This is a genomic window from Marinarcus sediminis (SeqCode) (assembly GCF_048571275.1).
GTDB lineage: Bacteria > Campylobacterota > Campylobacteria > Campylobacterales > Arcobacteraceae > Marinarcus > Marinarcus sediminis.
In genome coordinates this window covers 416,763-442,685 of record NZ_CP182357.1, presented here as the reverse complement: position 1 = coordinate 442,685, position 25,923 = coordinate 416,763, and the positions used below count along the sequence as shown (strand labels likewise).

23 protein-coding genes and 1 pseudogene are annotated in these 25,923 nt (G+C 27.8%); 1 reads left to right on the top strand and 23 read right to left on the bottom strand.

Annotation, left to right across the window (positions count from 1 at the left end; genetic code table 11):
• The first annotated feature begins 10 nt into the window (after positions 1–10).
• Positions 11–1,195, top strand: a complete 1,185-nt coding sequence (locus ACNI3C_RS02175) for a nucleotide sugar dehydrogenase (protein ID WP_419770621.1) — start codon at positions 11–13, stop codon at positions 1,193–1,195.
• A gap of 18 nt (positions 1,196–1,213) precedes the next feature.
• Here the strand turns inward: ACNI3C_RS02175 and ACNI3C_RS02170 are convergent, their stop codons facing one another.
• The 23 genes and pseudogenes from ACNI3C_RS02170 to ACNI3C_RS02060 form a co-directional block, all read right to left on the bottom strand.
• Positions 1,214–2,944, bottom strand: coding sequence for a polysaccharide biosynthesis protein (locus tag ACNI3C_RS02170; RefSeq protein WP_419770620.1), 1,731 nt, complete (start codon positions 2,942–2,944; stop codon positions 1,214–1,216).
• A complete protein-coding gene (locus ACNI3C_RS02165) occupies positions 2,944–3,906 on the bottom strand; it encodes an MraY family glycosyltransferase (RefSeq protein ID WP_419770619.1) in 963 nt (320 codons plus the stop codon). Before ACNI3C_RS02165 ends, ACNI3C_RS02170 begins: the two co-directional genes overlap by 1 nt.
• Positions 3,903–4,760, bottom strand: a complete 858-nt coding sequence (locus ACNI3C_RS02160; RefSeq protein WP_419770618.1) for an NAD-dependent epimerase/dehydratase family protein — start codon at positions 4,758–4,760, stop codon at positions 3,903–3,905. The genes ACNI3C_RS02165 and ACNI3C_RS02160 overlap by 4 nt, the downstream gene beginning before the upstream one ends.
• Positions 4,757–5,902 (bottom strand): glycosyltransferase family 4 protein, encoded by a 1,146-nt coding sequence (locus ACNI3C_RS02155; RefSeq protein ID WP_419770617.1) that lies wholly within the window; start codon positions 5,900–5,902, stop codon positions 4,757–4,759. The genes ACNI3C_RS02160 and ACNI3C_RS02155 overlap by 4 nt, the downstream gene beginning before the upstream one ends.
• A complete protein-coding gene (locus tag ACNI3C_RS02150; protein ID WP_419770616.1) occupies positions 5,899–6,717 on the bottom strand; it encodes an NAD-dependent epimerase/dehydratase family protein in 819 nt (272 codons plus the stop codon). The genes ACNI3C_RS02155 and ACNI3C_RS02150 overlap by 4 nt, the downstream gene beginning before the upstream one ends.
• 56 nt (positions 6,718–6,773) lie before the next feature.
• Positions 6,774–7,910: a hypothetical protein gene (locus ACNI3C_RS02145; protein ID WP_419770615.1), complete on the bottom strand. Its 1,137-nt coding sequence runs from the start codon at positions 7,908–7,910 to the stop codon at positions 6,774–6,776.
• On the bottom strand, positions 7,903–8,823 hold the full coding sequence (locus ACNI3C_RS02140; protein WP_419770614.1) for a glycosyltransferase family 2 protein: 921 nt from the start codon (positions 8,821–8,823) through the stop codon (positions 7,903–7,905). Before ACNI3C_RS02140 ends, ACNI3C_RS02145 begins: the two co-directional genes overlap by 8 nt.
• Complete coding sequence (locus ACNI3C_RS02135) at positions 8,816–9,928, bottom strand: DegT/DnrJ/EryC1/StrS family aminotransferase (RefSeq protein WP_419770613.1); 1,113 nt, start codon at positions 9,926–9,928, stop codon at positions 8,816–8,818. The genes ACNI3C_RS02140 and ACNI3C_RS02135 overlap by 8 nt, the downstream gene beginning before the upstream one ends.
• A complete protein-coding gene (locus ACNI3C_RS02130) occupies positions 9,921–10,565 on the bottom strand; it encodes a class I SAM-dependent methyltransferase (RefSeq protein ID WP_419770612.1) in 645 nt (214 codons plus the stop codon). Before ACNI3C_RS02130 ends, ACNI3C_RS02135 begins: the two co-directional genes overlap by 8 nt.
• Positions 10,566–10,627: 62 nt before the next feature.
• On the bottom strand, positions 10,628–11,044 hold the full coding sequence (locus ACNI3C_RS02125) for a WxcM-like domain-containing protein (RefSeq protein WP_419770611.1): 417 nt from the start codon (positions 11,042–11,044) through the stop codon (positions 10,628–10,630).
• Positions 11,032–12,141 (bottom strand): CDP-glucose 4,6-dehydratase, encoded by a 1,110-nt coding sequence (gene rfbG, locus ACNI3C_RS02120; protein ID WP_419770610.1) that lies wholly within the window; start codon positions 12,139–12,141, stop codon positions 11,032–11,034. The genes ACNI3C_RS02125 and rfbG overlap by 13 nt, the downstream gene beginning before the upstream one ends.
• Entirely contained in the window at positions 12,141–12,914 is a 774-nt protein-coding gene (gene rfbF, locus ACNI3C_RS02115) for a glucose-1-phosphate cytidylyltransferase (protein WP_419770609.1), read from the bottom strand. Before rfbF ends, rfbG begins: the two co-directional genes overlap by 1 nt.
• 8 nt (positions 12,915–12,922) lie before the next feature.
• Positions 12,923–14,428, bottom strand: coding sequence for a hypothetical protein (locus ACNI3C_RS02110; protein ID WP_419770608.1), 1,506 nt, complete (start codon positions 14,426–14,428; stop codon positions 12,923–12,925).
• Positions 14,418–15,785, bottom strand: coding sequence for an HAD-IA family hydrolase (locus tag ACNI3C_RS02105; RefSeq protein WP_419770607.1), 1,368 nt, complete (start codon positions 15,783–15,785; stop codon positions 14,418–14,420). Before ACNI3C_RS02105 ends, ACNI3C_RS02110 begins: the two co-directional genes overlap by 11 nt.
• Positions 15,785–18,091 (bottom strand): 3-deoxy-manno-octulosonate cytidylyltransferase, encoded by a 2,307-nt coding sequence (locus ACNI3C_RS02100; protein WP_419770606.1) that lies wholly within the window; start codon positions 18,089–18,091, stop codon positions 15,785–15,787. The genes ACNI3C_RS02105 and ACNI3C_RS02100 overlap by 1 nt, the downstream gene beginning before the upstream one ends.
• A gap of 39 nt (positions 18,092–18,130) precedes the next feature.
• A pseudogene (locus ACNI3C_RS02095) lies at positions 18,131–18,307 on the bottom strand (DapH/DapD/GlmU-related protein); the annotation flags it as partial.
• 433 nt (positions 18,308–18,740) lie between these two features.
• Positions 18,741–20,234, bottom strand: a complete 1,494-nt coding sequence (locus tag ACNI3C_RS02090) for an oligosaccharide flippase family protein (RefSeq protein ID WP_419770605.1) — start codon at positions 20,232–20,234, stop codon at positions 18,741–18,743.
• Positions 20,221–21,990: an LIC12162 family transferase gene (locus ACNI3C_RS02085; RefSeq protein WP_419770604.1), complete on the bottom strand. Its 1,770-nt coding sequence runs from the start codon at positions 21,988–21,990 to the stop codon at positions 20,221–20,223. The genes ACNI3C_RS02090 and ACNI3C_RS02085 overlap by 14 nt, the downstream gene beginning before the upstream one ends.
• Complete coding sequence (locus tag ACNI3C_RS02080) at positions 21,978–22,604, bottom strand: PIG-L deacetylase family protein (RefSeq protein WP_419770603.1); 627 nt, start codon at positions 22,602–22,604, stop codon at positions 21,978–21,980. The genes ACNI3C_RS02085 and ACNI3C_RS02080 overlap by 13 nt, the downstream gene beginning before the upstream one ends.
• The gene (locus tag ACNI3C_RS02075) at positions 22,605–23,300 is read right to left on the bottom strand and encodes a WbqC family protein (RefSeq protein ID WP_419770602.1); all 696 of its coding nucleotides are present in this window, start codon (positions 23,298–23,300) and stop codon (positions 22,605–22,607) included.
• Positions 23,297–24,247: a hypothetical protein gene (locus ACNI3C_RS02070; protein WP_419770601.1), complete on the bottom strand. Its 951-nt coding sequence runs from the start codon at positions 24,245–24,247 to the stop codon at positions 23,297–23,299. The genes ACNI3C_RS02075 and ACNI3C_RS02070 overlap by 4 nt, the downstream gene beginning before the upstream one ends.
• Positions 24,229–24,906, bottom strand: coding sequence for a cytidylyltransferase domain-containing protein (locus tag ACNI3C_RS02065; protein ID WP_419770600.1), 678 nt, complete (start codon positions 24,904–24,906; stop codon positions 24,229–24,231). Before ACNI3C_RS02065 ends, ACNI3C_RS02070 begins: the two co-directional genes overlap by 19 nt.
• On the bottom strand, positions 24,903–25,919 hold the full coding sequence (locus ACNI3C_RS02060) for an N-acetylneuraminate synthase family protein (protein ID WP_419770599.1): 1,017 nt from the start codon (positions 25,917–25,919) through the stop codon (positions 24,903–24,905). The genes ACNI3C_RS02065 and ACNI3C_RS02060 overlap by 4 nt, the downstream gene beginning before the upstream one ends.
• Positions 25,920–25,923: the final 4 nt, after the last annotated feature.

The window sequence follows — 25,923 nt, the reverse complement described above, 5'->3', positions numbered from 1 at the left end:
TGGAAAGAAAATGAATAATAAAAAATATAAGATAGCCATAGCTGGTACTGGATACGTTGGGTTAAGTAATGGAATTTTACTTGCACAACACAACAAAGTGGTTGCATTGGATATTATTCCTGAAAAAGTGAAGATGTTACAAAATAAAAAATCACCCATTGAAGATAAAGAGATTGAAGAGTATCTTCAAAGAGATGATTTGGATTTTAAAGCGACACTAGATAAGGAAGAGGCATACAAAGATGCCGATTATATTATCATCGCAACGCCGACTGATTATGACCCTGAAACCAACTATTTTAATACCAAATCGATTGAATATGTTATTGCAGATGTGTTAAGTATTAATCCAACGGCAACCATGGTAATTAAATCTACCATTCCAGTAGGGTACACCAAATCTTTAAATGAAAAATTCAATACATCTAATATTATCTTTTCTCCTGAGTTTTTAAGAGAAGGGTTGGCATTACATGACAATCTTTATCCAAGCCGAATCATTGTGGGTGAGAAAAGTGAAAGAGCCACTATTTTTGCCAAGCTATTAGCTGATGGTGCACTGAAAAAAAATATTGAAATTCTTTTTACCCATTCAACAGAAGCGGAAGCCATTAAACTTTTTGCCAATACCTATTTGGCAATGAGAGTGGCTTATTTTAATGAATTGGATACCTATGCTCAAACTCATGGTTTAGATACAAAACAAATTATTGAAGGCGTAGGGTTAGATCCACGAATAGGAAAACATTACAATAATCCAAGTTTTGGTTATGGTGGGTATTGTTTGCCTAAAGATACCAAACAACTCTTAGCCAATTATGCCAATGTGCCTTCAAATATGATTGAAGCCATTGTAAAAGCCAACAGTACTCGAAAAGATTTTATCGCAGATACTATTCTTAAAAAACAGCCAAAAATAGTTGGTATTTACAGACTGGTTATGAAAAGTGGTTCAGATAATTTCAGAAGTTCTGCTATTCAAGGAATCATGAAACGAATCAAAGCAAAAGGCATTGAAGTGGTTATTTATGAACCTGCTTGTGAAGATGAGAGTTTTTTTAACTCAAGAGTCATCAAAGATTTAAATGAATTTAAAAATATTGCAGATGTTATTGTTGCAAACAGACTCAGTGATAGTATTATGGATGTCAAAGAAAAAGTATATACAAGAGATATTTTTAACAGTGATTCTTAAAATATCTCTTTGTTGAGGTTAATTTAATTGATGATTAAACTCTGGAACAATCTCTTTTAATACTTTGATTTTATCTTCACAAACTAAAAGTTCTTCAATTTTTTTATTTAAAAGTTCAATATCAAATTTCGTTGAAGAAGCGACAGTAATTGACTCATAATCTGTTTTTTTATCACTGTCGTTGATAAGTAATTCTTCATAAAGCTTTTCGCCTGGTCTAAGCCCACAAAATACTATTTGAATGTCATCTCGTCCACTTAAATCAATCATCTTTTTTGCCAAATCAACTATTTTTATGGGCTCTCCCATGTCTAAAATGAAAATTTCTCCACCTTTACCAATACTTGCTGCTTGAAGTACGAGTTCACACGCTTCTGGTATGAGCATAAAGTAACGTGTAATGTCAGGGTGAGTTACCGTAATAGGTTTTCCATTGGCAATTTGTTCTTTAAATTTTGGAATAACACTTCCGCTGCTTCCCAAAACATTTCCAAATCGAACGGCAACAATTTCGGTATTATTGGGTTTAACATTTTGTGCATAGAGTTCACAAATACGTTTGGTTGTCCCCATTACATTCGTAGGACGCACGGCCTTATCTGTTGAAATGAGGACAAATTTTTCAGCATTATATTTTATCGCTAAATCAATACAATTTTTTGTACCCATAATATTGTTTGAAATACCTTCTAAGATATTATCTTCTACTAATGGCACGTGTTTATAAGCAGCTGCGTGAATAACAATTTGTGGTTGGTATTTTTTGAACGTATTTTCGACAAAACCAAAGTTTCTGACGGTTTGCATAACAGAAATAACATTAGTTTCATTTAACTCTTCAGTAATTTGATAAAGATTGTATTCACTGTGATCGAGTAAAATAAGCTGTTTCGCACCAAACTTTTGGCACTGTCGGCTGATTTCACTTCCAATACTTCCACCAGCTCCTGTAATTAAAACGACTTTGTCTTTTATAAACGCTTCTATTTGTGCTTTATCTAAATCTTTTGGATGGCGTGCAAGTAAATCTTCAACAGAGATATCTTGTAATTGGGTACTAAAGTTCGTATTTTCTAAAATATTTTCTAAACTGGGTAAAATTTTTATTTGTTTAAAGTAAGGGTTTAATCTTTCATAGATGAGTTTGATTCTTTTTTGTTCTGCCGATGGCATTGCAATGACTAAAAGGTCAAATTTTCTGTTTTTTAATACTCTTTTTAAATATTTCTGAGAGATGATTTTTATACCATCAATGCTTCTTTTATGTAATGATTTATTATCATCAATAAAATAAGTTATTTTATAAGCACTGTTTTTAAACTCGTCAGAAAGTTTCATTCCAGCTCGACCAGCGCCATAAATGACAAGTGATTTGGTTTTACTTGTATTACTTTTATTGACAACAGAATAATAAACATACATAAAAAAATTAATGGCAAGAATATATAAACAAACTTCAGAGACTAAAAAAGCGAATCTAACTTTTCCATATAAAAAAGGAAAATAGATTACAAAGGCAACTGAATAAACAAAACATTTGATTAAAAAGGTTTTCTGGCTTGCTTTACTCCAACTGAGACTGAAATCTTGAAATATGAGTGCAGATGCAAGCATACGCACCAAAAGAACTAGAAGAACAGGTTTTATATCAAACTTGATATGGAAAATAAAAAAAGTCCACCAAAATGTAAAAAGAGTCAGAGTTATAATGACTATAAAATTAAGAATTCTTTTATCGATGTTTATCATTACTTAAATGCCTTTTGTTTATTTATAAATTTTATTATACTAAAAAGTAACATAATTGAAATTATAAATGCTAAAAACAAATTGGAAATAAAATAAACAATACAAAAAAGTAATAGATTGGTAAAAATCGAATAACTTACAATTTTTCTGTGGTTCCATCCACTTTGATGCAATCGTTGATAAGCATGTTTTTTATGTGCTTGACTCAGTTTTTCACCATTTTTATATCGTCGTATTAAAGTTAAGGTTGCATCAAACCAAAAAAGACCAAAGAGTATTATCCAAAGCCAGAAGTTACTGCTTTGAACATTGGTATAATAGACAGTAAAAATTGCAATGTTATATCCTAAAAGAGTACTTCCTACATCACCCATAAATATTTTAGCTTTGTGCCAGTTCCAATATAAAAAACCTAAAACGGCAACGGCTAAAATTAAAAAGTGATTTCCACCAAATAAAACAAATCCTGCAAGAGACAAAAATATGGCTTCACTTCCCGCATAGCCATCAATTCCATCTAAAAAGTTATAAAGATTAATAAACCAAATAATCATAAAAAAAGCAAACATATTAGTAAAGAGTTGATTCTCAATGATAAACAGACCAAAATTTAAAGTGTGAAATCCACCTAATGCTAGTAACCCTAAAATTGCAACAAGAGCTTGAACAAAGAGTCTTAACTTTGCACTGAGTTCAAAGATATCATCAAAAAAACTCACAACTGAAATAAGAACTCCAACTAAAAGTGCATAAAACAGTGAATGGTCAATTTGCTTTGTAAAATAGAGATAAATGAGTCCTAAAAACCATGCAATTGCAATTGCAATTCCTCCACCATGAGGGGTGGGTGTCGTATGACTGCTTCTTTCATTAACTTGGGCAACTAAAGATTTTTTAATTGCATAGTTTTTAACTAAATAAGTTATTATAAACGATATGACAAAAAGTACTCCATATATCAAATATTTTCTCCCCCTATCATAAGTTTTATTCCATCTTCAATAGTATATGGATAGGTTAAATCTAAGCATTCACGTGTAGCACTATCATCTACAACCAAACTTCCATAAAGTCTTTTATGAAATGATGGTTTAGCCATTTTCAATAGTATTTCAAAAAAAGGTATTTTTGTTAGATATATTTTCTTATCAAGATTTTTAGCAATAAGTTCAATCAACATCGTAGTACTCAACGGCTTATCATCACTTGCCAAAAAAATACCATTATGTTGCTGTTCTATAACCTCATTTATCAGATACGAAAGATTACCTACATACACAAAACTCCTTTTATTAGTTATTCTACCTAAAGGTATGATCAAAGCTTTTTTAACTAATTTTACCAATAAATCTATGTTTCCTGGTGCATTGTTTCCATATACCATCGGTGGTCTAATGATACTTACTATAAAAGTCTCATCATTTAGTTTTAAAAGTTCTTGCTCGGCTTTCAGCTTACTTTTCCCATAATATGTGATAGGGTCACAATAACTATTTTCATCAAGTTTTTCAAGTTCTCCACTATAAACTGCGATAGTACTTATAAAAACAAATTGTTTTACACCATTTTCTTTAGCTCTCTTAGCTAAATATAAAGTTTGAACAACATTAACTCTATCATATTCCTGTACACTTACTTCATTGATCTGATGGACAAGAGCGGATAGATGAATAATTATATCTACATCTTCAATATGTAGATTTTCAACATCATCATTTAAAAATGAGAACTTCTGTATATTATATTTACTCTTGTATTTATCTATAAAATAACCTCCAATAAAACCATTTGCACCTGTAACTAATATCTTTTTCAATTTTGATTCTTTTCTATCATTAAAAATTCTTTATAGAGTTCATTATAAAAATATTCTTGAGAATATCTATCAATAATACTTTTTCTCACATTATTTTTTATAAAATGATAATATTCCTTATCAACAAGAAATTTTTCAATTGCTTTATACAGACTATCTTCATCTTTTTTATTTACTAAAGATCCATTTTTGCCATTTATTATAACTTCATTACACCCATTTATATTTGTTGCTAACAATGGTATACCGTAACTCCCCGCTTCGATCAGTACATTTGGCAAACCTTCTCTGTAAGAAGGTAATACAAAGAGATCTGATATTGATAAATATTTTCTGATGTCTTCTTGAAATTCTAGGTGAACTATTTTCTTCTCTGTTTCAATATACTTTCTACTCTTACTCGATAGAGGGTTTAACTCATCTTCATAATCACCTATTAGCAATAGTTTTAAATTTTCATATTTTTTACTTAATCTCATAAAAACATTTACTAACTCATTGATTCCCTTATCTTTGACAATTCTACCTACGAAAGTCAGGACAAAGTCACCATCTTTTATGCTGTTTTTATGACGTATATCAGCTCTTTCATGCTGTTCTACATTGTCTAAAAAGTATTGCGTATCCACCCCGTTAACGGAACCATTACCAATTACGTTTACTGCCTTATTAGTTAACTTTTTCATTTCCCCTATTAAGTTAAAACTATTGCAATATAAATTTGTAGAAAACCAGTATGTCAACGTCTCCGTAAAAATCAAAATAGATTTTCTCTTCCCTTGTGCTTCGAGATGAGGCAAACCTACCACATTGTGAATTCTATATGGAATTCTTGATATCCAAGAAGCAACCATTCCCAATAATCCTGCTTTTGGTGACAGTGTATACACTATAGTCGGACGAGATTTCATCAGATATATAAACAGTTGTATTAAAACTTTTAAATCTTTCAATAAGTTTATTTTTCTGTTTAGATCCATAACCTTAATGGAAACATTTTCATACTTTTCGATATTTTTTATATTCTCCGCATAGGAAGTTATTATTTCTACTTCATAATATTGCGATAAAAATCTCGGTTGCCCTTTAAGCCATGTTTCTAAAACAACAGGGACCGTAACGATTATAACCATCTTATTCATATATCTAACTCTTTTTTTAAATATGTCCGAATATCCGTAAAACTATCTATACAGACTACTTCACATAATAATCGATTGTTCGCCGTAGAGGTTTTCAATTCATCTCTATAAATGTTTTTAGTTTTTATTGAGATTTTATTATTTTCTAGAAAATCTAGTATATTTTTTATGGAATGACCTGTTCCCGTTCCAATATTTACAATATTTAAACCTCTTATTTCTAATATTCTGATATAGGAGTTTACAACATCATCTATGTGTATAAAATCTCTAATAGCATTTCCATTATTTGCAATGGTAAGCTCTTGACTAGTTTTATATGCTTTAATTATCTTGCTTATGACAGAAAAGTTGTCATCTCCTCCATACATATTAAATATTCTTGCTATGGTGTAATCAATATTATTTTTACTACAATAATTCTCTATTAACTTTTCATTTGCAACCTTTAATGATGCATGCAAATTCATAGGTTTCAAATCATCTTTTTCACTGCATAATATATTATTCCCATATACAGAGCTGCTACTTGTGTAAATAAGTTTATTTATTTGTGTATTTTTAAAATAGTCTAGAATCATTGAAGTAATTAAAATAGAATTAGTTATATATTTACTATTGTTTTCAATGCTATTTAGCTCGATTGCAGGCTGAAAATTATTAAATATTATATTGATATTTTCGTATTTAAATTCTAATAATATGTTAACATCATTAAATATTTCTCGAGAAGATATTAAAGAACAATTAGAAAGTTGTTTATAAATATGATTAGATAAGTTACTATTTTTACCAATTACTATATTTTTTATCATATATTATTTCCTTTTAATAAATTTATTGTATAAAGAAACATTGATATAAACTCACCCTACATCTTATTAATATATTCATTGTTTAGAATGCCTTTTTTAAAATTTATTACATATATAAAAAGTAATGGCAACAATACATTCATTATAGGATAAAACAATGTTGGATAATGTATATTTCCTAAAACTAATGAGATTATTGCCATTTTAAAATATCTATCTGGTGCTTTATGAATCATATAAAAAATGGCTATTGAATAAAATATAAAATATAAAAATCCTACCTTTGCAATAAGAAATAAAGGACCAAAGTCTATAGGAAAGTTATAATTACCATCTATCCCAAATAAAATATCACTAATTGTATGTATGTGACTTACATAATTTACATTAAGTATTTCGTTAAAGTATTGATATAAAAAATTTAAATAAGTATAAGAAATTTTTGTTACCAAATTACTCTGTATAATAAAATACACTATTATTACTCCCATTGGTAAAAATATGTACCTTACAATTTTGAATTTGTAAAATATTGTTATAATAAGCAGACAGTAAACAATATAACCTGTACCAGAGTCTTCGAGCAATACAGTAACTGTGACTAATGAAAACAAAAACATACATAATGTTTTATTTAATTTATTTTCAAAAGACAAATAAAGCATATAAAAAATAACTATATATGATGAATTTATACTAAATTGGCCAAATATTCCTAATGGTTTACCATGATATGAAGATGCTGCTGCTTTGAACATCATTTGACTTTCAAACATGCCATTTTGTAATAAAATATAATCTAAAATAACTGAAAAAAAAACTATATAAATCAATGTTTTAAAAAATGATTTTAGGTAGATATTATTTACATAATTAATATTAATAAATAATGTAAAAATAAATAATAATAACAATTGGGAACCAAAAAATTGTATATAGTATAAATTATTAAAATCGTATTGCAATTGTTGATAAATAAATGAGATGTATAAAATTATTGTTAAAAAGAAAAGATATAGCAAGAGACCTATTTTAAGTTGGTTAAATTGTATTTTAAAAAATAAAAAAGATAATAAAAAACAGCCAATGATAGCATAAGCTATAATTGGGCTTAATTTATTAGAAATAATTGCGACAAAAGGCATAAAGAGTAAAAACTTATAAAATATATTTGAATGATTTAGCTTAAACATTTTTACCTAGTTTTTTTAAAATTTTATTAAAACTATTTAAATTGAGAAAAGAAAATATATAAACTAAAATCAATCTTTTCTCAACAAACAAATAAGGAATAAGTAATTTTCTTTCCGCCTTATTTTTTTTGTTCCAAGTATTATAAAACTCTTGATATGCTATTTTTGCTTTAAATTTATTAAGACTAATTGTATTAGCGATTTCAGGGTATTTGATTACAATACATTCCAAAAACTGTTTATTCTCTTGTTCGAAAAATTCTTTTTTTGTCCAAGTGAGGCTTCCAACATGTGCTCTCCATACACAAAGATTTTCATGACAATAATTTACTTTCCATTTTTTAGATATTCGTATAAAAAAATCAAATTCTTCTATCATATTAAATCTGGTATCAAACCAATACTCTAAATCATTTAATACATTCTTTCTAAACATAACACTAGGTATCATAACTTGATAGCTAGATAACCAATCTACAAATAAATCACCAGTCGACTGAATTTCTTTATAAAAAACTTTTTTTTTATTTTCATTATTATACAATGTATAACCATTAGTATAAACTAACCCTATTTCATTTTCATTAAAAGCATTTAAAGTTTTTTCTAATTTTTCAGATAAATATAAATCATCACAATCTAAAAAAGAAATAAATTCTCCATTAACTTTTTCTAAAGCTTTATTTCTAGCTTCACCCAATGTAGTATGTGTAGGTGCATAAAAGTATTTTATTCTTTGATCTCTATATGATTTGACAATTTCTGCACTTCTATCTACTGATTGATTATCCCAAAAAATTATTTCCCAGTTTTTGTATGTTTGAAAAAAAATGCTGTTTATAGCTTCTTCAAGATATTGATCACTATTATAGCAATTCATTATAATTGAAATTAAAGGTTTTTTATCACGCATAAAATTCACTTATTTTTTCTATAATTATATCTTGTTCTTTTTTAGTCAAATCAAAATGACAAGGTAACGTTATTATTTCACTATATATTTTTTCTGTTATTGGCAATGCTTGAGTATTGAATTTATATTTACTAAGTAAATGATTTGGTTTATAATGAATTCCACATTCTATATTATTTGAAAGTAAATATTCTCTTAATTCATTTCTATTACTTACTTTTATAACAAAGATATGAGGTAAAACTTCATTAAAATCAAAATCTAGCATTTTAATTTTATCTATAGTACTAAAGGCTTTTATATATTTTTTAGCAATCTCTTGTCGTTTGACACTAAAATCTTGTAACCTAGTTAGTTGGGCTATGCCAATGGCTGCCATAATATTACTCATATGATATCTAAAGCCTTGATAATTAACATCAAAATCCCAGCTTCTCTGCCCTGAGTATCTTTTATCTGTATCTTTTTCTACACCAAGAAGTCTCCCATCTTGAACTTTTTGTATAAATTCTTTATCCTGTGAAAGTATTGCCCCTCCTTCTCCTGATGTAATATTCTTTATTCCATCAAAACTAAAACAGATAATATCTCCATGTGTTCCTATAAATTCACAGTCTCGTTTACTTCCAAAAGCTTGTGCGGCATCTTCAACAACTCGAAGATTGTATTCTTTTGCCAATTTATAAACTTCATCCATACCTTTTGAACTACTAGCATAGTGTACGGGCATAATTACTTTGGTATTTTTAGTAACTTTTTTTCTAGCATCTTCAATATCTATAAATAAAGTTTGTTGATTAACTTCACATGATATAGGTTTAGCACCTGTGGCTGAAATTGCCTGATATGAAGCAATGTAAGTAAGAGATGGTACGAGGACTTCATCACTAGCACTAAGTTCTAAAGCACTCAATGCCAAATGAAGTGCTGATGTTCCTGTATTTACACAAACAACATCCATCTTTGTTTGAAGATAATGTTGTATTTTCTCTTCAAATAGTTTTACCTCTTCCCCCATGCCAAGATACTCTTTATCAAGCACCTTTAATACAGCTTCTTTTTCAGCTTGTGAAATAGATGATTTCGAAAGTCTTATCTTATTCATTTTTAGCTCTTATCCAGTACGTGCCATTTTCTAATTTTCCATATTCAATATTTTTATATCCAGCTTTTTTAAATATTGCTAAATGTTCCATCACAGTTCTTTGATACCCCCATCGTTGCTGATTATAAAGCCCAATGAAACTAAGCAAATTTTTAATTAAATACTTTATTGATTCTTTAAAGTTTGGAGTATAAACACTAGCTCCTATAAGTAAAAAATCATTAATTGGATATTCTTTAATATCCTTTAACATATTTACATACATATTATCATCAAATACATAATCAATGTAACTCATATAAGCAAAATCAAATTTGTCTGTGCTATGTAAACAATCTGGGAAATAACCATTTATAAGTTTTATTTTTTCATTTTTTTTTAACCATTTTGAAGAAGTTTTTGAAGGTTCAATAGCGACTAGCTCTTTCCCCCATTTTTTAGATAATTCATTTTCAATAAAACCATTTCCACTACCTACAGATAATACCTTTTGTTTGTTTTTTATATGCTCAAAAATAAAATTAGCTAAGATTTCTTTATCTTTTCTCCAACTATCCGGTAATTCATTATAAGAATTAAATTTTTTAAAAAACTCAATATAAAACATACTATAGAAATCTTCGTCTGCTTGTTTCATTGAAGTTACCTTTGTAAAACTACTAAACTCTATATCAAACCAATTTATCTGCCAAAACTTTATCATAGTTTGCTCCATCTGTAGTCTATATCACTTAATACAACATTAATAGCTTCGTTGGGGTCATGCTCAATACTTGCTAAATTTAAAAGCATATTATGTTCCTCTATTCCCCTAAATGCAACCCAAAGAGTAGGTTTCACTGTCAACCTTTTATAATTATTTTGCGATAATTTTATAGAAAAAAACTCTTTACTCTCTTCATCATATATTACAAACTCTATCGCTCCAATAGGTACAACTAAGTTTAAAGTCATTTGAGTATGTTTCTTCCAGCCTTTTATCTCATTTTTATTTATAGTTGAAAAATAAGCTTCTCCAAAACCTTCAAAGCCTCTATCAGTTTTTTTCATAGCATGATATATATCACCTTTTGGATGATGAATTTGTTTTAATGAAGTAACGATTATTTTGTCCAAATCAAGCCTTTTTGTTTTGCTAAAATTTCATATTCTTGAATTTGTTTCATTGTTATAGCATAAATATTTTTATTTGTTTTATCACTATGATAAAAGGCATAATACCACTCACTTGTAAATCTAATAGTATCTTTATATTCAAGATTGGCTTGCCATTTAAAATGAAATAAAGCCTTATCACAATTGAGTTTTAAAAGACCTGCTTCGTGAAATGAAATATTACCAGTTACTTTATAAGCATCATTCACATTTCTAAAATCCCAATATTTACTTAAATCTATCAAAAGCTCTTCAACTGTGTGATTTTGTTCTGCTCGTGGTCCAAAATTAAATGCTTCTCCATGTAAAGAAGAATCTTCAAACAAGACTTGACCAAGATTTAAATACCCACTTAATGGCTCTAATACATGTTGCCAAGGTCTTGTGGCTTTTGGAGCTCTTATCTCTACAATTTTTTCTTCACTCCAAGCTTGCATACAATCTACTACTATTCTATCTTTAGCCCAATCACCACCACCGATGACATTTCCAGCTCGTCCAATTGCAAGTTTAATATTTGAATTAGGATTTTTAAAAAAAGAGTGATAGTATGACTTTATAATAAGCTCAGCAGCGCCTTTACTCCCACTATAAATATCTTTTCCACCCATTTTATCATCTTCTTTATAACCCCACACTTGCTCAACATTATCATAAGCTTTATCACTTGTAATAATAATAGCCGTGCATTTATGATTTGATATTTTCAAAGCTTCAAGAATATTTGCCGTACCCATCACATTTGATGAAATAGTTTCTATTGGTTCATTATATGATGTTGAAACTATAGGTTGTGCAGCTAAATGAAATAAGATTTCTGGTTTCTCAGAAGAAATTATCTCTATCATTTTAGATAAATCTCTTATGTCTTCTTGATAATGTGTGATTTTATTTTCTAATTTTAACTCTTCAAACATTGATGGCTGAGTGGGTATATCTTTTGAAATTCCTACGACTTTTGCTCCTAATTGCAATAACCAAGCAGTAAGCCAAGTTCCTTTAAAGCCTGTGTGACCGGTTACTAATACTTTTTTATTTTGATAAATATTGTTAAACATTACCAGACTTTCCAAGGAGCTTTATTTGTTTCCCACAATTTTTGTAAAGTATTTTTGTCTCTTAACGTATCCATAGGCATCCAAAAACCAGCGTGTTTATATGTAAAAACTTCTCCGTCTTTTGCTAGATTCATCAAAGGTGCTTGCTCAAATATTGTTCCATTTCCTTCTGTAATATAGTCAAACACTTTTGGCTCACATATAAAATAACCAGCATTTATCCAGCTACCATCACCTTTTGGTTTCTCTTTAAATTCATTTACTTTATTATGATCATCAATATCTAAAGCACCAAATCTACCATCTGGTTGTGCTGAAGTCATAGTCATAGCTTTCCCATGAGTTTTATGAAATTTAATTAATTCATCTATATTAATATCAGCCACCCCATCTCCATAAGTAAGCATAAATGGCTCATCTCCTACAAACTCTTGTGCTCTTTTGATTCTCCCACCAGTCATACTATCAAGTCCTGTATCAAGGAGCGTTACTTTCCAAGGTTCACTTGAATTATTATGTATCTCTATAGAACCATTTGCCATATCTATAGTCACATCACTTTGATGCAAAAAATAATTTGCAAAGTACTCTTTTATATAATAACCTTTATATCCTAAAAGTACTACAAATTCATTAAACCCATATTGAGAATATGTTTTCATGATATGCCATAAAATTGGTTTTCCACCTATTTCAACCATAGGTTTTGGTCTAATATCTGTTTCTTCACTCAATCTCGTTCCAAATCCACCTGCCAATAATAATACTTTCATATTTGTATTTACTCCTTATTTAAATCAAACGCATTAATAATATTTTCCTTTGTTGGTTGAATAAAAAAGTTTTCCTTATACCACATTGATATCTTTTTTATATCCTCAATATTATTCTTTCTATATTCAATGAGTTTATTATATAATATCCCAACATCATCTTTACTAAAAGCAATATCCCAAATCTTTCCTTTCCCATATTCTATCAATGGATTGGCGGTTAGATTATCATTACTGGCAATAATTATCACCGAAATACCACACGACACAGCTTCAACTCCTGTTCCTGATGCAGTGGCTATAACTAACTTTGTATTTTCAAAAAGTTTATAAATATTTTCATTTGTTACTGTTATATTTTTTGATAGCTTTCCTAATTTTCTAATATCAACAACTGGATGATTTTTAAATATTACATTTTCAAACGCTTCTATACTTTTAAGCATATGCATTGTATCTGTTGCTATATAAGAACCTAAAAGTAAAATATTTTTCTCTTCTTTTATGCACTTAAAAAGAAAAATATCTTTATATCTAAGAGAAACTCCTATATCATATCTTACTTTCTCTCTGTTTTGAAGATAATATTTCCCATTGACTAATATTTTATGGGGTGAACTTAACATTTCATAATCTAAATCATCTACATACGTATTAAAATATGTTTCATAATTTAAGAAAAATTGTAATCCAATCAATTCAATGGTATCACTGTTTTTTCTTATAGAATAATTAAAGCTTCTTTCTATAACTTGGAATTCACTCCAAGAATATATTTTTTTAAGAGAACTAATATTAGCTAATTTTTCACCTAAAATATGTCTGGTAAAACTTTCAAAATTCACATTTTGAATATCTATAATTAATGAATAATTAAAAGATATATCGGTATTTTCATTTTCATTTTGTAACAATCTAAGTGTTTTAAATGGATATATCAAAAAATATCCAAACAATCTAATAAAGTCATTTAACTTTAATAACTCATACTCCAAAATAAAATCTCTTTTATCTTCATTTATTATTTTAAAAAATTTTTTCAGTTTAAAAGGGTTCTTACCAACTTGATAAGGTCTCAGTAATATTGCATATTGAATAGCATTTTTTTCAAATATTTCATAAACATCTGCTAAATAATTTTCATTAAATTGCTCTTCCTTATTTACTTTATCTACAAGTCCAAAGACATCTATGATAATATTAAGCTTATTCTTTCTTTGTTTTTTATAGTATATTTTAAATAAAATATATGCTATAAAATAAGAGAATATAAGATAAAAACTTTTAATATACAACTTTATACAACTTTTCAAAAATACTACAAACTTATTCTTAGGTTGAGTGTTGTTTCTAAAGAAATTAAGAACAAACACACTTGTGTATGGGTTTTTAATAAGAGTTTCATTGATAATAGAATATATATCCCATTGACTATTTTGCTTGATATTATTTATATAATTATGAAAAACTTTTTTATTCTTATGATAAAAAGAATCTAACTGTTCAGAACTCATTAGTACTCATAATTTTATCAATTATACACTGATGTCCTTCTAAAGTATAATGAACCGCATCATAAGTATATTGTCTTTCTTCATCTTTAAAAAGTTTTCTCAAATTAATCAAATGAGACAATTTACTAATTTCATCTATTAATTGATTGCTTACTAAAATCTTTGTAAAAAACTCTATAGGTCTATTCCTATCAATTTTAATCATTTCAGAAATTTCAGGAGTATTCATAAAAAAAGTTTTATTAAATTTATAACTGTCTATTGTATTACGAATAAAATTTTTATACTCTTGTTTATAAAGCAAACTATACAAAAAATCATTTCCATTTTGCATATCATAATTAGATAATTTTTCAATTTTAATTTCTTCATTATGTAAATATTTAATTTGTAATAACATATCTTCAATAAATTCATTCTTTTTAGGAGTAAAATCAACAAAGCCGACATTTGTGATTAAATTCTTAAATTTTATATCTTTATTATTCTCTAAAAAATTGAGTAATGTTGCAAATATTGTAATATTTTTAGGTCGAGAAACAGCAATATATGATTTGAAACATTTATTAAATATTTCAAGCATTTTAATCAAATATGTCTCATCATACTCATTTTGATTAATTGTTAATGCCCTAGAGTCAAAAAACAATAGATAGTCTACTTTCCCTTCATTCTCTTTAATATTACAAAAAGTCCTATTTTCCTTTGAAATACTGTTTTCTCCGATTCCATAATCTAAAAATAAAATATTTTCAAACTTATCAATATAAGTTTTTGAACAATTTATTAAATTTTCATTATTAAATCCATAAAAATCTATATTATTTATTTTTGCTGCTTCAAAGTCATTTATACTATCACCTATAAGTATGGTTTCATTTAACATATAATTATATTCTCTTAGTACTTTTTTCACTATCTCATTTTTTGGAGTAGGAGAACCATTAATAGATATAAAATATTTTTCTAATCCTAATTCTTTACACAAATATTGTAATTCTTTCTCATCAGAACCTGAAACTATATGCAAATTGTATTTAGTTGTATTATTCTTTATAAATTCATACGTTTCATCTATGATGTATTGCTTATTAGTTAATTCTTTTTTCATTATTTTTGAGAATTCTTCTGCCAGTTCTTGAATTCTATTTTCGGATATTTCTTGAACTAATAATTCTTCGTAAAAGTATCTTATTTTTACATATCTAGATAATCCACCATTTTGACGATGATATTGTAATAATTTCTCAACTATATCCTTATCAAAATCTTTGAAAATTTCTTTAAAACCAAAATCTCGTATTGGCATACTGTCAAGTATTACACCATCAAAATCAAATAGAATATTTTTTATCATTATTTCAATCCATTTTTTTCTAAAAAAAGCTCAACTTTTTTTATGTCTTCTGGTACATCAACGGCAATGGAGTCAACAAAAGTTTCTCTCATTTTAACTTTATATCCCATATCTAAAAATCTTAAAATTTCAATATCTTCAAATTGTTCATTTAACGTTTTATTTCTAGAAGAAAATACTTTTAAAGCTTCTTTAGTAAAACCATAGACACATACTTGCTTTTTATATTTTACTTTTTTATTTGTTTTATTATAAGGAGTGCCTAATCTAGACATATACATAAGTTCATTATTTTCATTGACAATTACTTTTATAATGGTGTCACTGTTGACTTCAGTTTCATCCTCTATAATTTTATATAAATTATATGCTATATATTTATCACGATATTTTTTAAATTCTTCAACAACTTCATCTATACCAATTGGGTCAATAACTGGTTCATCACCTTGAATATTTACATATAAATCATAATGTTCACTTTGAGATACTTGTGCTATTCTATCTGTTCCAGTTAAACAATCCTCACTGGTCATAACAACAGGAATATTTTCACTTTCACAATACTCTTTTATTATATCACTGTCAGTTGCAACAACCAATTTATTAAGAAGTTTTGATTTTTTTGCTTGAGTGTATGTTCTTTTTATCATAGGTATCTCTTTGATTAAACAAAGTGGTTTCCCTTCAAATCTAGATGATTTATATCTTGCTGGAATAATTCCTATAATTCTTAAAGTCATATCATTTTCATAAATCGATGGTGTAACAAAGTCAATTTTGATATAATGTTGTATATATTCTAACGCTCCTTTTAAAAGTTCATTTTCTTCTAAAAGAGCTTTTTTATCTGCAATAAAGCTTGTCTCATCATAATTATAATTATCTAAACTTGACTTATATCCATCAAGACCTGCTATTTCAACTTCTTTAAATCCTAAAGACATTAAATGATTCAATGCCAATATTGCCACATTGGTTGTTAAATTATTATTTGTATACGCCAATGATTTAAAGTCTAATACCGAAGTGATATTTAATTCTGAAAAAATATTGTTGGTAATAATCGTCTTTGATATATCAATTTTTGGACTGAATTCATCAAATCTTTTTTGATTCGTAAAAAAGCAAAAATCTGTATTAAATTTTGATATATGATTTAAAGATATTGTTATATAGTTTTTATCATCAATTTTAGAAATAATCATTTCTAAATTTTCATTGACACTTTTACCAGAAGCTAACAGTAAAACTTTTTTATTTATATCTAAATTAAATTTTCCTTTAAGAGAAGTTTTTTCTTCTAAAATGGAGTCTACATATAACTTCTTTATAAATTCTTTATCAAAAGATGATTTTATTTTATTTGGAAGTTTTTCAAGTATTTTTTGAATACCTACAATATGATTTGTATTCTTATTAATAAGATACGTTGCATAATTAGGATGACAATTAAACGAAGCAGATAAAAATTGAGCGGGAGAAAATCCCCATGGAGTTTTTTTCATCATAGAATTTAAGAATTTATCAATTATTTCTAATAACGGTAATGTATCATATTTTTTATCAAAAGTTTTATTTAAATAATCAAATATAAGTTCAGTATTTAAATTACCAGCCCCTCGACCTATTCCATAAATACTAGAATCAATAATCAGACCCCTTTTTATAGTGGAAGTACACATGCCTACTGCATTAGAAAATGCCAGTTGCATGTTATTATGTGAATGATATCCTAAAGCAATAGTATTATTTAAATTATGATTTGCTAATATCAAATATTTATTAAATTCCTCTAGTGTCATAGAACCAAAACTATCTACTATATAAAAAGCATAAGGATTATATTTGTTGACTTCCTCAATCATAGAAAGAAATTCAATATCTTGATAATTCTTTGTAATCATTGGCTGAAAATATAGCTGATACCCTAAATCAATAATTGTTTTAGAAATAATCAAAGCTTCCTTTAATTTATCTTTGTGAAAAGCAAGCCTAATACCATCAATTCTTGTTTGATTTTTTGGTAACAAATTTTTCACATTATAATCACCTAAATTTATCATAACTACTTTTTGAATAAAATTATTAGTATCAACTAAAATTTTATCAACTGTATCCAAATTACTAAAAAGTGTCGAATCTTCGTTTGTACCTTTTTGATCATCCAAATAACCACATTCTATAATATCTACATTTGATTCTTCAAGGGAAGTAATAATTGTTTTAATATGTTCATTAGAAAACCTCCATTCATTGATATACCCACCATCTCTTAGTGTACAATCCAAAACTTTAATAGTCATTGTTCAACCTTATGATAAAAATACTCTTGCTATAATTATTTACTTTGTTAGACATTCTGTTCTCTTTTTAATAATCTTAGCTGGAATTCCACCCACTATCATATATTCTGGTATATCTTTTGTTACAACGGAACCTGCTCCAATAATTGCACCTTTTCCAATTCTTACACCCGGTGTAATAATCGCATTAGCTCCTATCCAAACATCATCACCTATATCTATAAAATTCTTATCTTTTTGGTCTCCAGAAAATAATATAGGTTTACCTGTAATATCACAATTATGATTAACTCCTTGTATTACAACATTAGGTGCAATAAGAACATAATTTCCTATGGTGATTCTTGACCGATTCGCATTTATTTGTGAATTAGACATAAGCCCTACATTTTTCCCAATACTCAAACTTCCATTTTCTGCTGCAATAAGTGCATTTGTATCAATACGGAAATCTTCGCCAATAGTTATATTCCGATATGACATAAAAGAATTTCTTCCTATTGTTATATTATTTACAGAAAAAATCTTTTTAAAAACAATTCTTCTTAAAACATAGCCAATATTTCCAGGGAAAGACATTAATATATCTCGTAAAAAGCTCTTCATATTGCTATACCACCTCAGATATTTTTTTATAATAAAAGTAAATTTAATTATACTTTTTGACAAAATTTATTATTAATGAATCGATTTCATCTCTTTTTATAGCGAAAACTTGTGGAAAAATATAAACGAATATTATTACTAAAATCGTATATAAAAATCCTGAAAATAGGAAATCAAAAAGTGATACATTAAAAACTAATATATTTGATGCAATATAAGCTAAAATAACGAAAGAAAATATTGAATAAATCTGATGCCATAAAAAATACTTTAACTTTAAATTTAGAAACCTAGCATTAAAATATAACTGAATATTCACTCCTATAACTTGTCCTATCAACATCTTATAGGCTAAGCCAACTGCACCCAAATCTAAAAGATAAATAAATATAAATGAAATAACAATTCCTAATGGCATAGTAAATAAAGCAATATTTCTCATAAGTTTAGTTTGTCCAGTTGCATAAAATATACTGCCACTTAATTGCCCATAGGTTTGATGGATAGGATAAAGTGCCATAATAACTAGCACTAAAAAAGCGTCTTTAAATTTTTCATCCGTAAATATCATCAATACATTTTCACTTTGAACAGATATAAAGACTGAAAAATATGTAGCTATACTGTAAAGCATAGGTATATATCTATAAAAAAGCTTTCGCATAGCTTCTAAATCTTTTTGTTCGTAAGACTTACTAAACTCTCTCGTAATTATGGGAGTCATCGCACTTGTAAATAAAAAACACATGGCTGCCAAACTATATGCAAGTCCATAAAAACCCATCTGCTCACTGCCTGTAACTTTTTGAAGCAGCCATATATCAAAAAGTCCTGCCACAAATCCAATGATACTATATACTAAAAGTGGATGACAGTAGATGATAAACTCTTTGCTTAACTTGAGAATTGAAAATTGCGAATTGAGAATGTTTTTGAATATCTCTTTTTTTATAAAAAGCCATGAAATGATGAGTAAAAAAGTGATAAGAGCTATATAGTGAAAGTAGAAGAACAACTTTAAATCAAAAGCTAACTGATAGACAAAAAATAGCAACAATAATAAAGAGAGTACTTTGTGACCTATTTTGATAAGTTCAACAGAAACTGTTAAAGCATATGCATCGGATATCTTGATAAATATTTGGGTAAACCATGTAAAAAAACCTAACACTAACGCCATATAAATATATTCTAGTGATATATCAGGAATAATATAATGAATAAAACTAAAAATATCACTCATATATACAAAGCTCAATATCAAGCATAAAACTATAAACGAATAAAGGAAATAAAAGGTTATCAGTTCTTTTCTATCATGTCTAGCACTAAGCTTGATAAAAAAAGCCATAGAGCTCCCCATGTCCAAAAAACTTATAGTTTTGTTAAAAAAATCTTGCAAGTACACAAACTGACCATAATATACAGGACCAAGTGCTTTTGGAATGATAGCTATTATAATTGCATTTAACAAAATATTTATAATGTTGGCAAAAAGTTTAATAACATACCGTTTTTTTAGACTACTTTCTTGCATCATTTTCCAAAATAGAAGTAAACTCTTTTATCCACTCATCAGCCCAATTTTCTGATGTTCTGCTATAGAGATAACAAAATTCTTCTCTAACTTTTTGTACTTTATCTGACAACCACCAAGTATCTATATGTCCATATACATTATCTACAAATTCAGATGCTTCAATAGGATTATCAAATAAAATATTTGCATCCTTTAGTTTTTGTATGTAAGGTTTAGCATTATCTCTAAAATGATATACATCTGCTGGAATTACTATTATTGTTGGCTTATTTATTGATAATGACTCAAGATGCCCTGTTGAGAAATGGCTAAAAATATTTAAGCGTGAAGAAATTAGCTTTTGTGAATAACTTGTTTCATTATCTAAAGATAGTAATTTATTATCATTTAATAATATTTTCTTAGTATTTAATTGGAAATCATAAAGATATAATCTTACGCTTACCTTATACACATTTCTTAAATTATTTAAAAATAACTGAATATTCTTTAAAGATATACCCCCCTTAGTACTTTCTGGTTGATACGTAAACTTATAAAAATATCTTGACATTGAATTAAGTATTAAATTAATTTCACCATTATCGGTAATTTTATCATTAGAAAATGGTGCCATAGACAAAGGTCTTACTTTACTTTCTTCCTTCCAACCATAAGAAAAATAAATATCTGCATAGTTTTTCTCTATTTCTTCAGGTATATTTATAACATCAACACCATATCCCCCTCCATGCTGTCCATAACACTTTATAAATTTAGAATAATTATCTGCAACGTAAAATTTAAATATTTCATTACTATGAATTAATTGCGACGTGTAAATCATGTCTGGTATTGGTATATTCAAGTTATGAACTTTTTCATTAAAATTGGAATATCCCTCAAGATATAAAATTGGAAAATTATACACAAATGTATTAAATACTAAATTCTCAAAACTTTTATCTTGATCATCTATTGTAAATAGTTTATGTCGTAATTGTAGATTTCTATCATACTTAACATCAATATCATACTTAAAATTATTAAATGAAAATAAAAATCCAGATTTTAACCATAAATGAAATATTTTTTTTATACTTTCTTGTTTAAAAGATGGATTTGCTATTAAAATAGTGTATTTATTGAATATTTTATTAAAAATTCTTGATATTGTTCGTAATACTATTTCTTTATTCGATACTTTAGTTTTTAAATATATTTCGTCCGTTTTTATATTAAAATCTATTTCTGTACACTCTATATTTAGAAATCTAATTATTTGCGAATATAATTGTAAATTGTATGCATCTTTGTTCATTACTTGAGATAAAAATTGAACTGGAATATATATGCATTGATAAGACTTTTCACTTAATACGTAAGTGTATATACTATTATACTTCTCATAAGCTAGCTTTATATGTCTATACTTATCATAAATAATCTGTATGTATATTGTAAGCCATGGCTTCAAAAGAATATCCCAATAAAGATAATCTTTATCTAAATTATGTTGTTTATTTAATATAAAAACTAATTTATTTAATACTTTTGGATAAATCTCTTCACAATACTTGATTCCCTCATCTATATTGTCTTTTTTAATCCATAGATATTCCAATGTGTCAAATTTTAATTTTTCGTACTCTTGTTTTCTATCATATAACTTACACCATTCGCCTAAGAATACACCATTTTTAGCATTCTTATCCCAAAATTCTTCAAGTGCAGTAGTTGATAAAAATACTTTTTTATCAACTAATTCAACCATTTTACAACCTCAAAAACTTCGGCTTTTTCTACACCAATTCTTTGCCCTGCATTTTTTGCCTCATTGTGAAAAAATTCGATCCATTTACTACCTGTGCGATCCATCTCCGAAATATGAGCTTCAATAGATTGCTTTTTTTTCTCCCAAAAATGGGAAATATCAATATAGAAATTGCCTTTAAAATCTAGGTTTGAATGGTACCAATTACTTCGATACATTAACTGTCTTGAAACATGTCTACAGCTATGAAGCGAAGCTCTTGCAACCGCTTGATGGTCATGGTGAATATCGCCCATCCAGTGAGAATATACTGTATCTATTTTCTTATCTTCTACAATTTTAATTATTTCAAGATTTAATTTGTCTATAAATTCTACTTCCAAGGTATTAAAACTTCCCTTAATAAGCTCTACACCTAAGACTTTCATAGCATTTTCACCTTCAGTAGTAGCAACTTCATCTGAGCGTATTTCTATATTTTGATGATTTGTAAAACCTGATTTTGTCGCTACATAAGCATATACATTATCCCCATCTGAAACATGCTTTGCCAATGCTCCACCACAACCTAACTCAATATCATCAAAATGAGCACCTATTGCCAATACATTCATCTATATACTCCTTAAAATTTCTCTTGATCTTTTTATACCACAATTAAAAAGTATATCTATGCTGCTAAGGTATGGTATAAATTCGCCATGCAATTGAGGGTATATAGGATGCTTAAATTCTTGCCAAACAACTTTTAAACCAGCTGTATCAAAAGGCTCATCTTTATGATAATCTCTTGCCCCAACTCCAGAAAGATAATGAGTTGCATCAACTTGAGTCAGTAGTTCAACCAACCTTTCACTTTTAGCTTGTGTTGTTTTTAAAGTAGATGAATAAACTATATCTATTTTTATATCAAATAACTCCATAAGCATTAATATGGAAGCCATATTAAACTCAGACAATTTTTCATAATCATGAGAATATAATTTTTCAAGATAGGGAAATATTTCATCAAAATATTCTGCTTTTCTATAGTTTTGCTTTAATAAATCTAAATTTTGTTTTTTCCAATTTATAGTATCACTGAATAATATCTCATTTATATTTGTATCCCTAGAAGCTTTTTTTACATTTATGGTCAGCCATTGATCCCCATTTTGTGTTTTAATTTTATCTCTATGCGTCCAACTATTATTAGATTTTACGAACTGTACATCATCAAGAACAATATATAAATCAGAATGAAGTAATCTATGAAAAAATCCTAAGTATGATAAAAAATCTGGTTGATGTATGACTACTGTTTTTCTCATTTATTTACAATTTCCTTATATATTTTTTCTGTTGCTTTAGTGTTGAGATGGGAAAGTCCTTGTTTACTCATTTCTGTTAGATTTAGTTCAAAAATATTTTTAAATACATCTTCGTTTATACTTTCATAATATCCCAAAAACTTACTAGCATTGATACTATCTAAGAACTCTCCATTTGGAATCTCAAATAGCTCATTTGCAATGATTAAACAAGGAAGACCAGAAGCATTTGCCTCAAATGGCGTGACACCACCACCTGTAATTGCTAAGTCATATTTAGCGAACTCTTCAATCAATGACGGTATAAAATTTATTACTTCAAAATTTTCTGTCAACTCTTGTTTTAGCTCATCATTATGTTCAAAAGATGGACCTATGTGAATAGTTGCTTTAAGTTTATACTTTTTTAATAATTTTAAAACTTTTATAGTCACACCATAGGTGTCACTACCACCCAAAGTAACTAAAATAGTTTGTATATCTTTTCTCTCTCTTTTAAATGTATCTATGTCATGATTTAAAATTAAATATTTTATACCTTTTAAAATCTTTTTAGCTTCTATATTTTCTTTATTAAAAAAAAGTCCACACACATTTATATCACTTAGTCTTGCACCACTTCCTAAATCATCAAAGGTTATTAGTTTGCAACTATTTTTTAAAATATTTTCTGCATGATTAATATCTGTTTCTAGTCTGTCATTTATCCAGTAGTTAATGTCATATTGTTTTATGAACGCACTCTCCCAGTTACTATCATAATCAGATAAATTTACTACTTCAAAATTTATATTTTTTTCGTGTAGAATGTTTTTTGTTTTTTCATTATCATTTATTAAAAATATAAAATCTTCATTTTTACTTTTTAAATATTCAGTAAAATTAAGCATTCTAAAGAGATGCCCCATTCCTTTGCTATGAGAAGCTTCTATACATATTGCAAACATAGTTTTATTGCTTCCTCAGTAGTGATGTATTCATTTTTACTTTGTTCCACTATAAAGCAGGCTTTTCTATAATCTTCTGGCGTATCTACAGTAAGACTAAGATCAGGTCTTCTTTTATTTGCATTTACAGCTAGCTCTGCTATGGTAAATAAATGTTCATTTTCCTCAATATATTCATTGACATGTTCTATGTGATTTTCTTTAAAGCCATTGTTATAGCTTTGTTCTAATGCATCAAATGTAAATATCTCACCACCAACACCTTTTGGAAGGACTGCAAAAGACCTACTATAGTCAGCAAATGAGCTTACATGTAAATCTATCAGATGATCCAGCTCTTCTATGTCTGTAAAAGGGTTATCTCCTGTAAGTCTTACTATATGAGTAAAATCATTTTCTTTTGCGCACAGGTAGTATCTTTCCAAGACATTTAATTCTGATCCTCTAAAACAATCGATATTATTTTGCGCACAAAAAGATTCTATAGCATCGTCTTGTGACAGATTACTCGTAGCAATAATAATTTCTACATTATTTTTTAGCTTTGAAAGTCTAAATAAAATATGCTCAAGCAGATTTTTAGTTCCAATTTTTTTTAAAACTTTTCCTGGTAATCGGCTTGAACCCATTCTCGCTTGTATGATAATCCCTATTTTCAAGACAAATCACTCCAAGATAAAACTTCATCTTCTTTTAAATCTTTATCGGCTCTTTTCCCTAAAATCTGATCAAAATATTTTGGTTCAATGCCATGCCCTGGTCTTTTGATATCGATATTTTCCATACTCAACAACTCACCTTTTTTTATCGGTTTGATGGTGACTATACTTTTTCTATTTTTTGCTCTATTGGTTATCTCTTTTCCAACTGGTTTTTTTGCACCTGAGCCTTTCATAACTTCAAATTCTCTGATTCTATCAACTATTTCTTTCATCTCTTGAGGATTTGCTGAAAGTTGGTGGTCTGGTCCATCTGCATTTTTATCATAAGTAAAATGCTTTTCTACTACTTCAGCTCCCATGCAAGCAGCAGCAAAACAAGCAGTACTCCCAATAGTGTGATCTGAAAAGCCAACTGTTAAAAAAGGAAACTCTCTTTTAAGCGTTTGCATAGCTAAAAGATTGACTTGTTCTGGATATGTCGGATAGTTTGAAACTGTGTGGAACAGTATGATCTTATCATTTCCCATCACTAAACAAGCATTTATCATTTCTCTTACTTCTTCTAAAGTACACATGCCACTTGAAAGTAGTATTGGTTTATTGGTTGAAGCTACATATTGTATAAAAGGTAAATTAGTAGCATCATCTGCACCTAATTTATGAGCTGATACGCCTAATTCATCAAGCATATCGACATCTGTTTTATGAGAAGGTGTTGAGAACCAATCTAACCCTTTAGAGTCGATATAGTCAAATACTTTTTTATGCAACGCAAAATCAATTTGATATTTTTCAAAAAGCTCATGTTGTACCATCTCTCCCACATTATCCAAATCAAATTTAGCTGTTTTAGTTACGATGGTATCAGCCCTATAAGTTTGTAATTTAACGGCATCTACTCCTGACTCATACGCTAAATCTACTAACTTTTTTGCTTCATCAAAAGTTACAAAATTACCACCAATTTCAGCAATAATATAACATCTGTCTTTTTTAAAATTTTTAAGCATTATT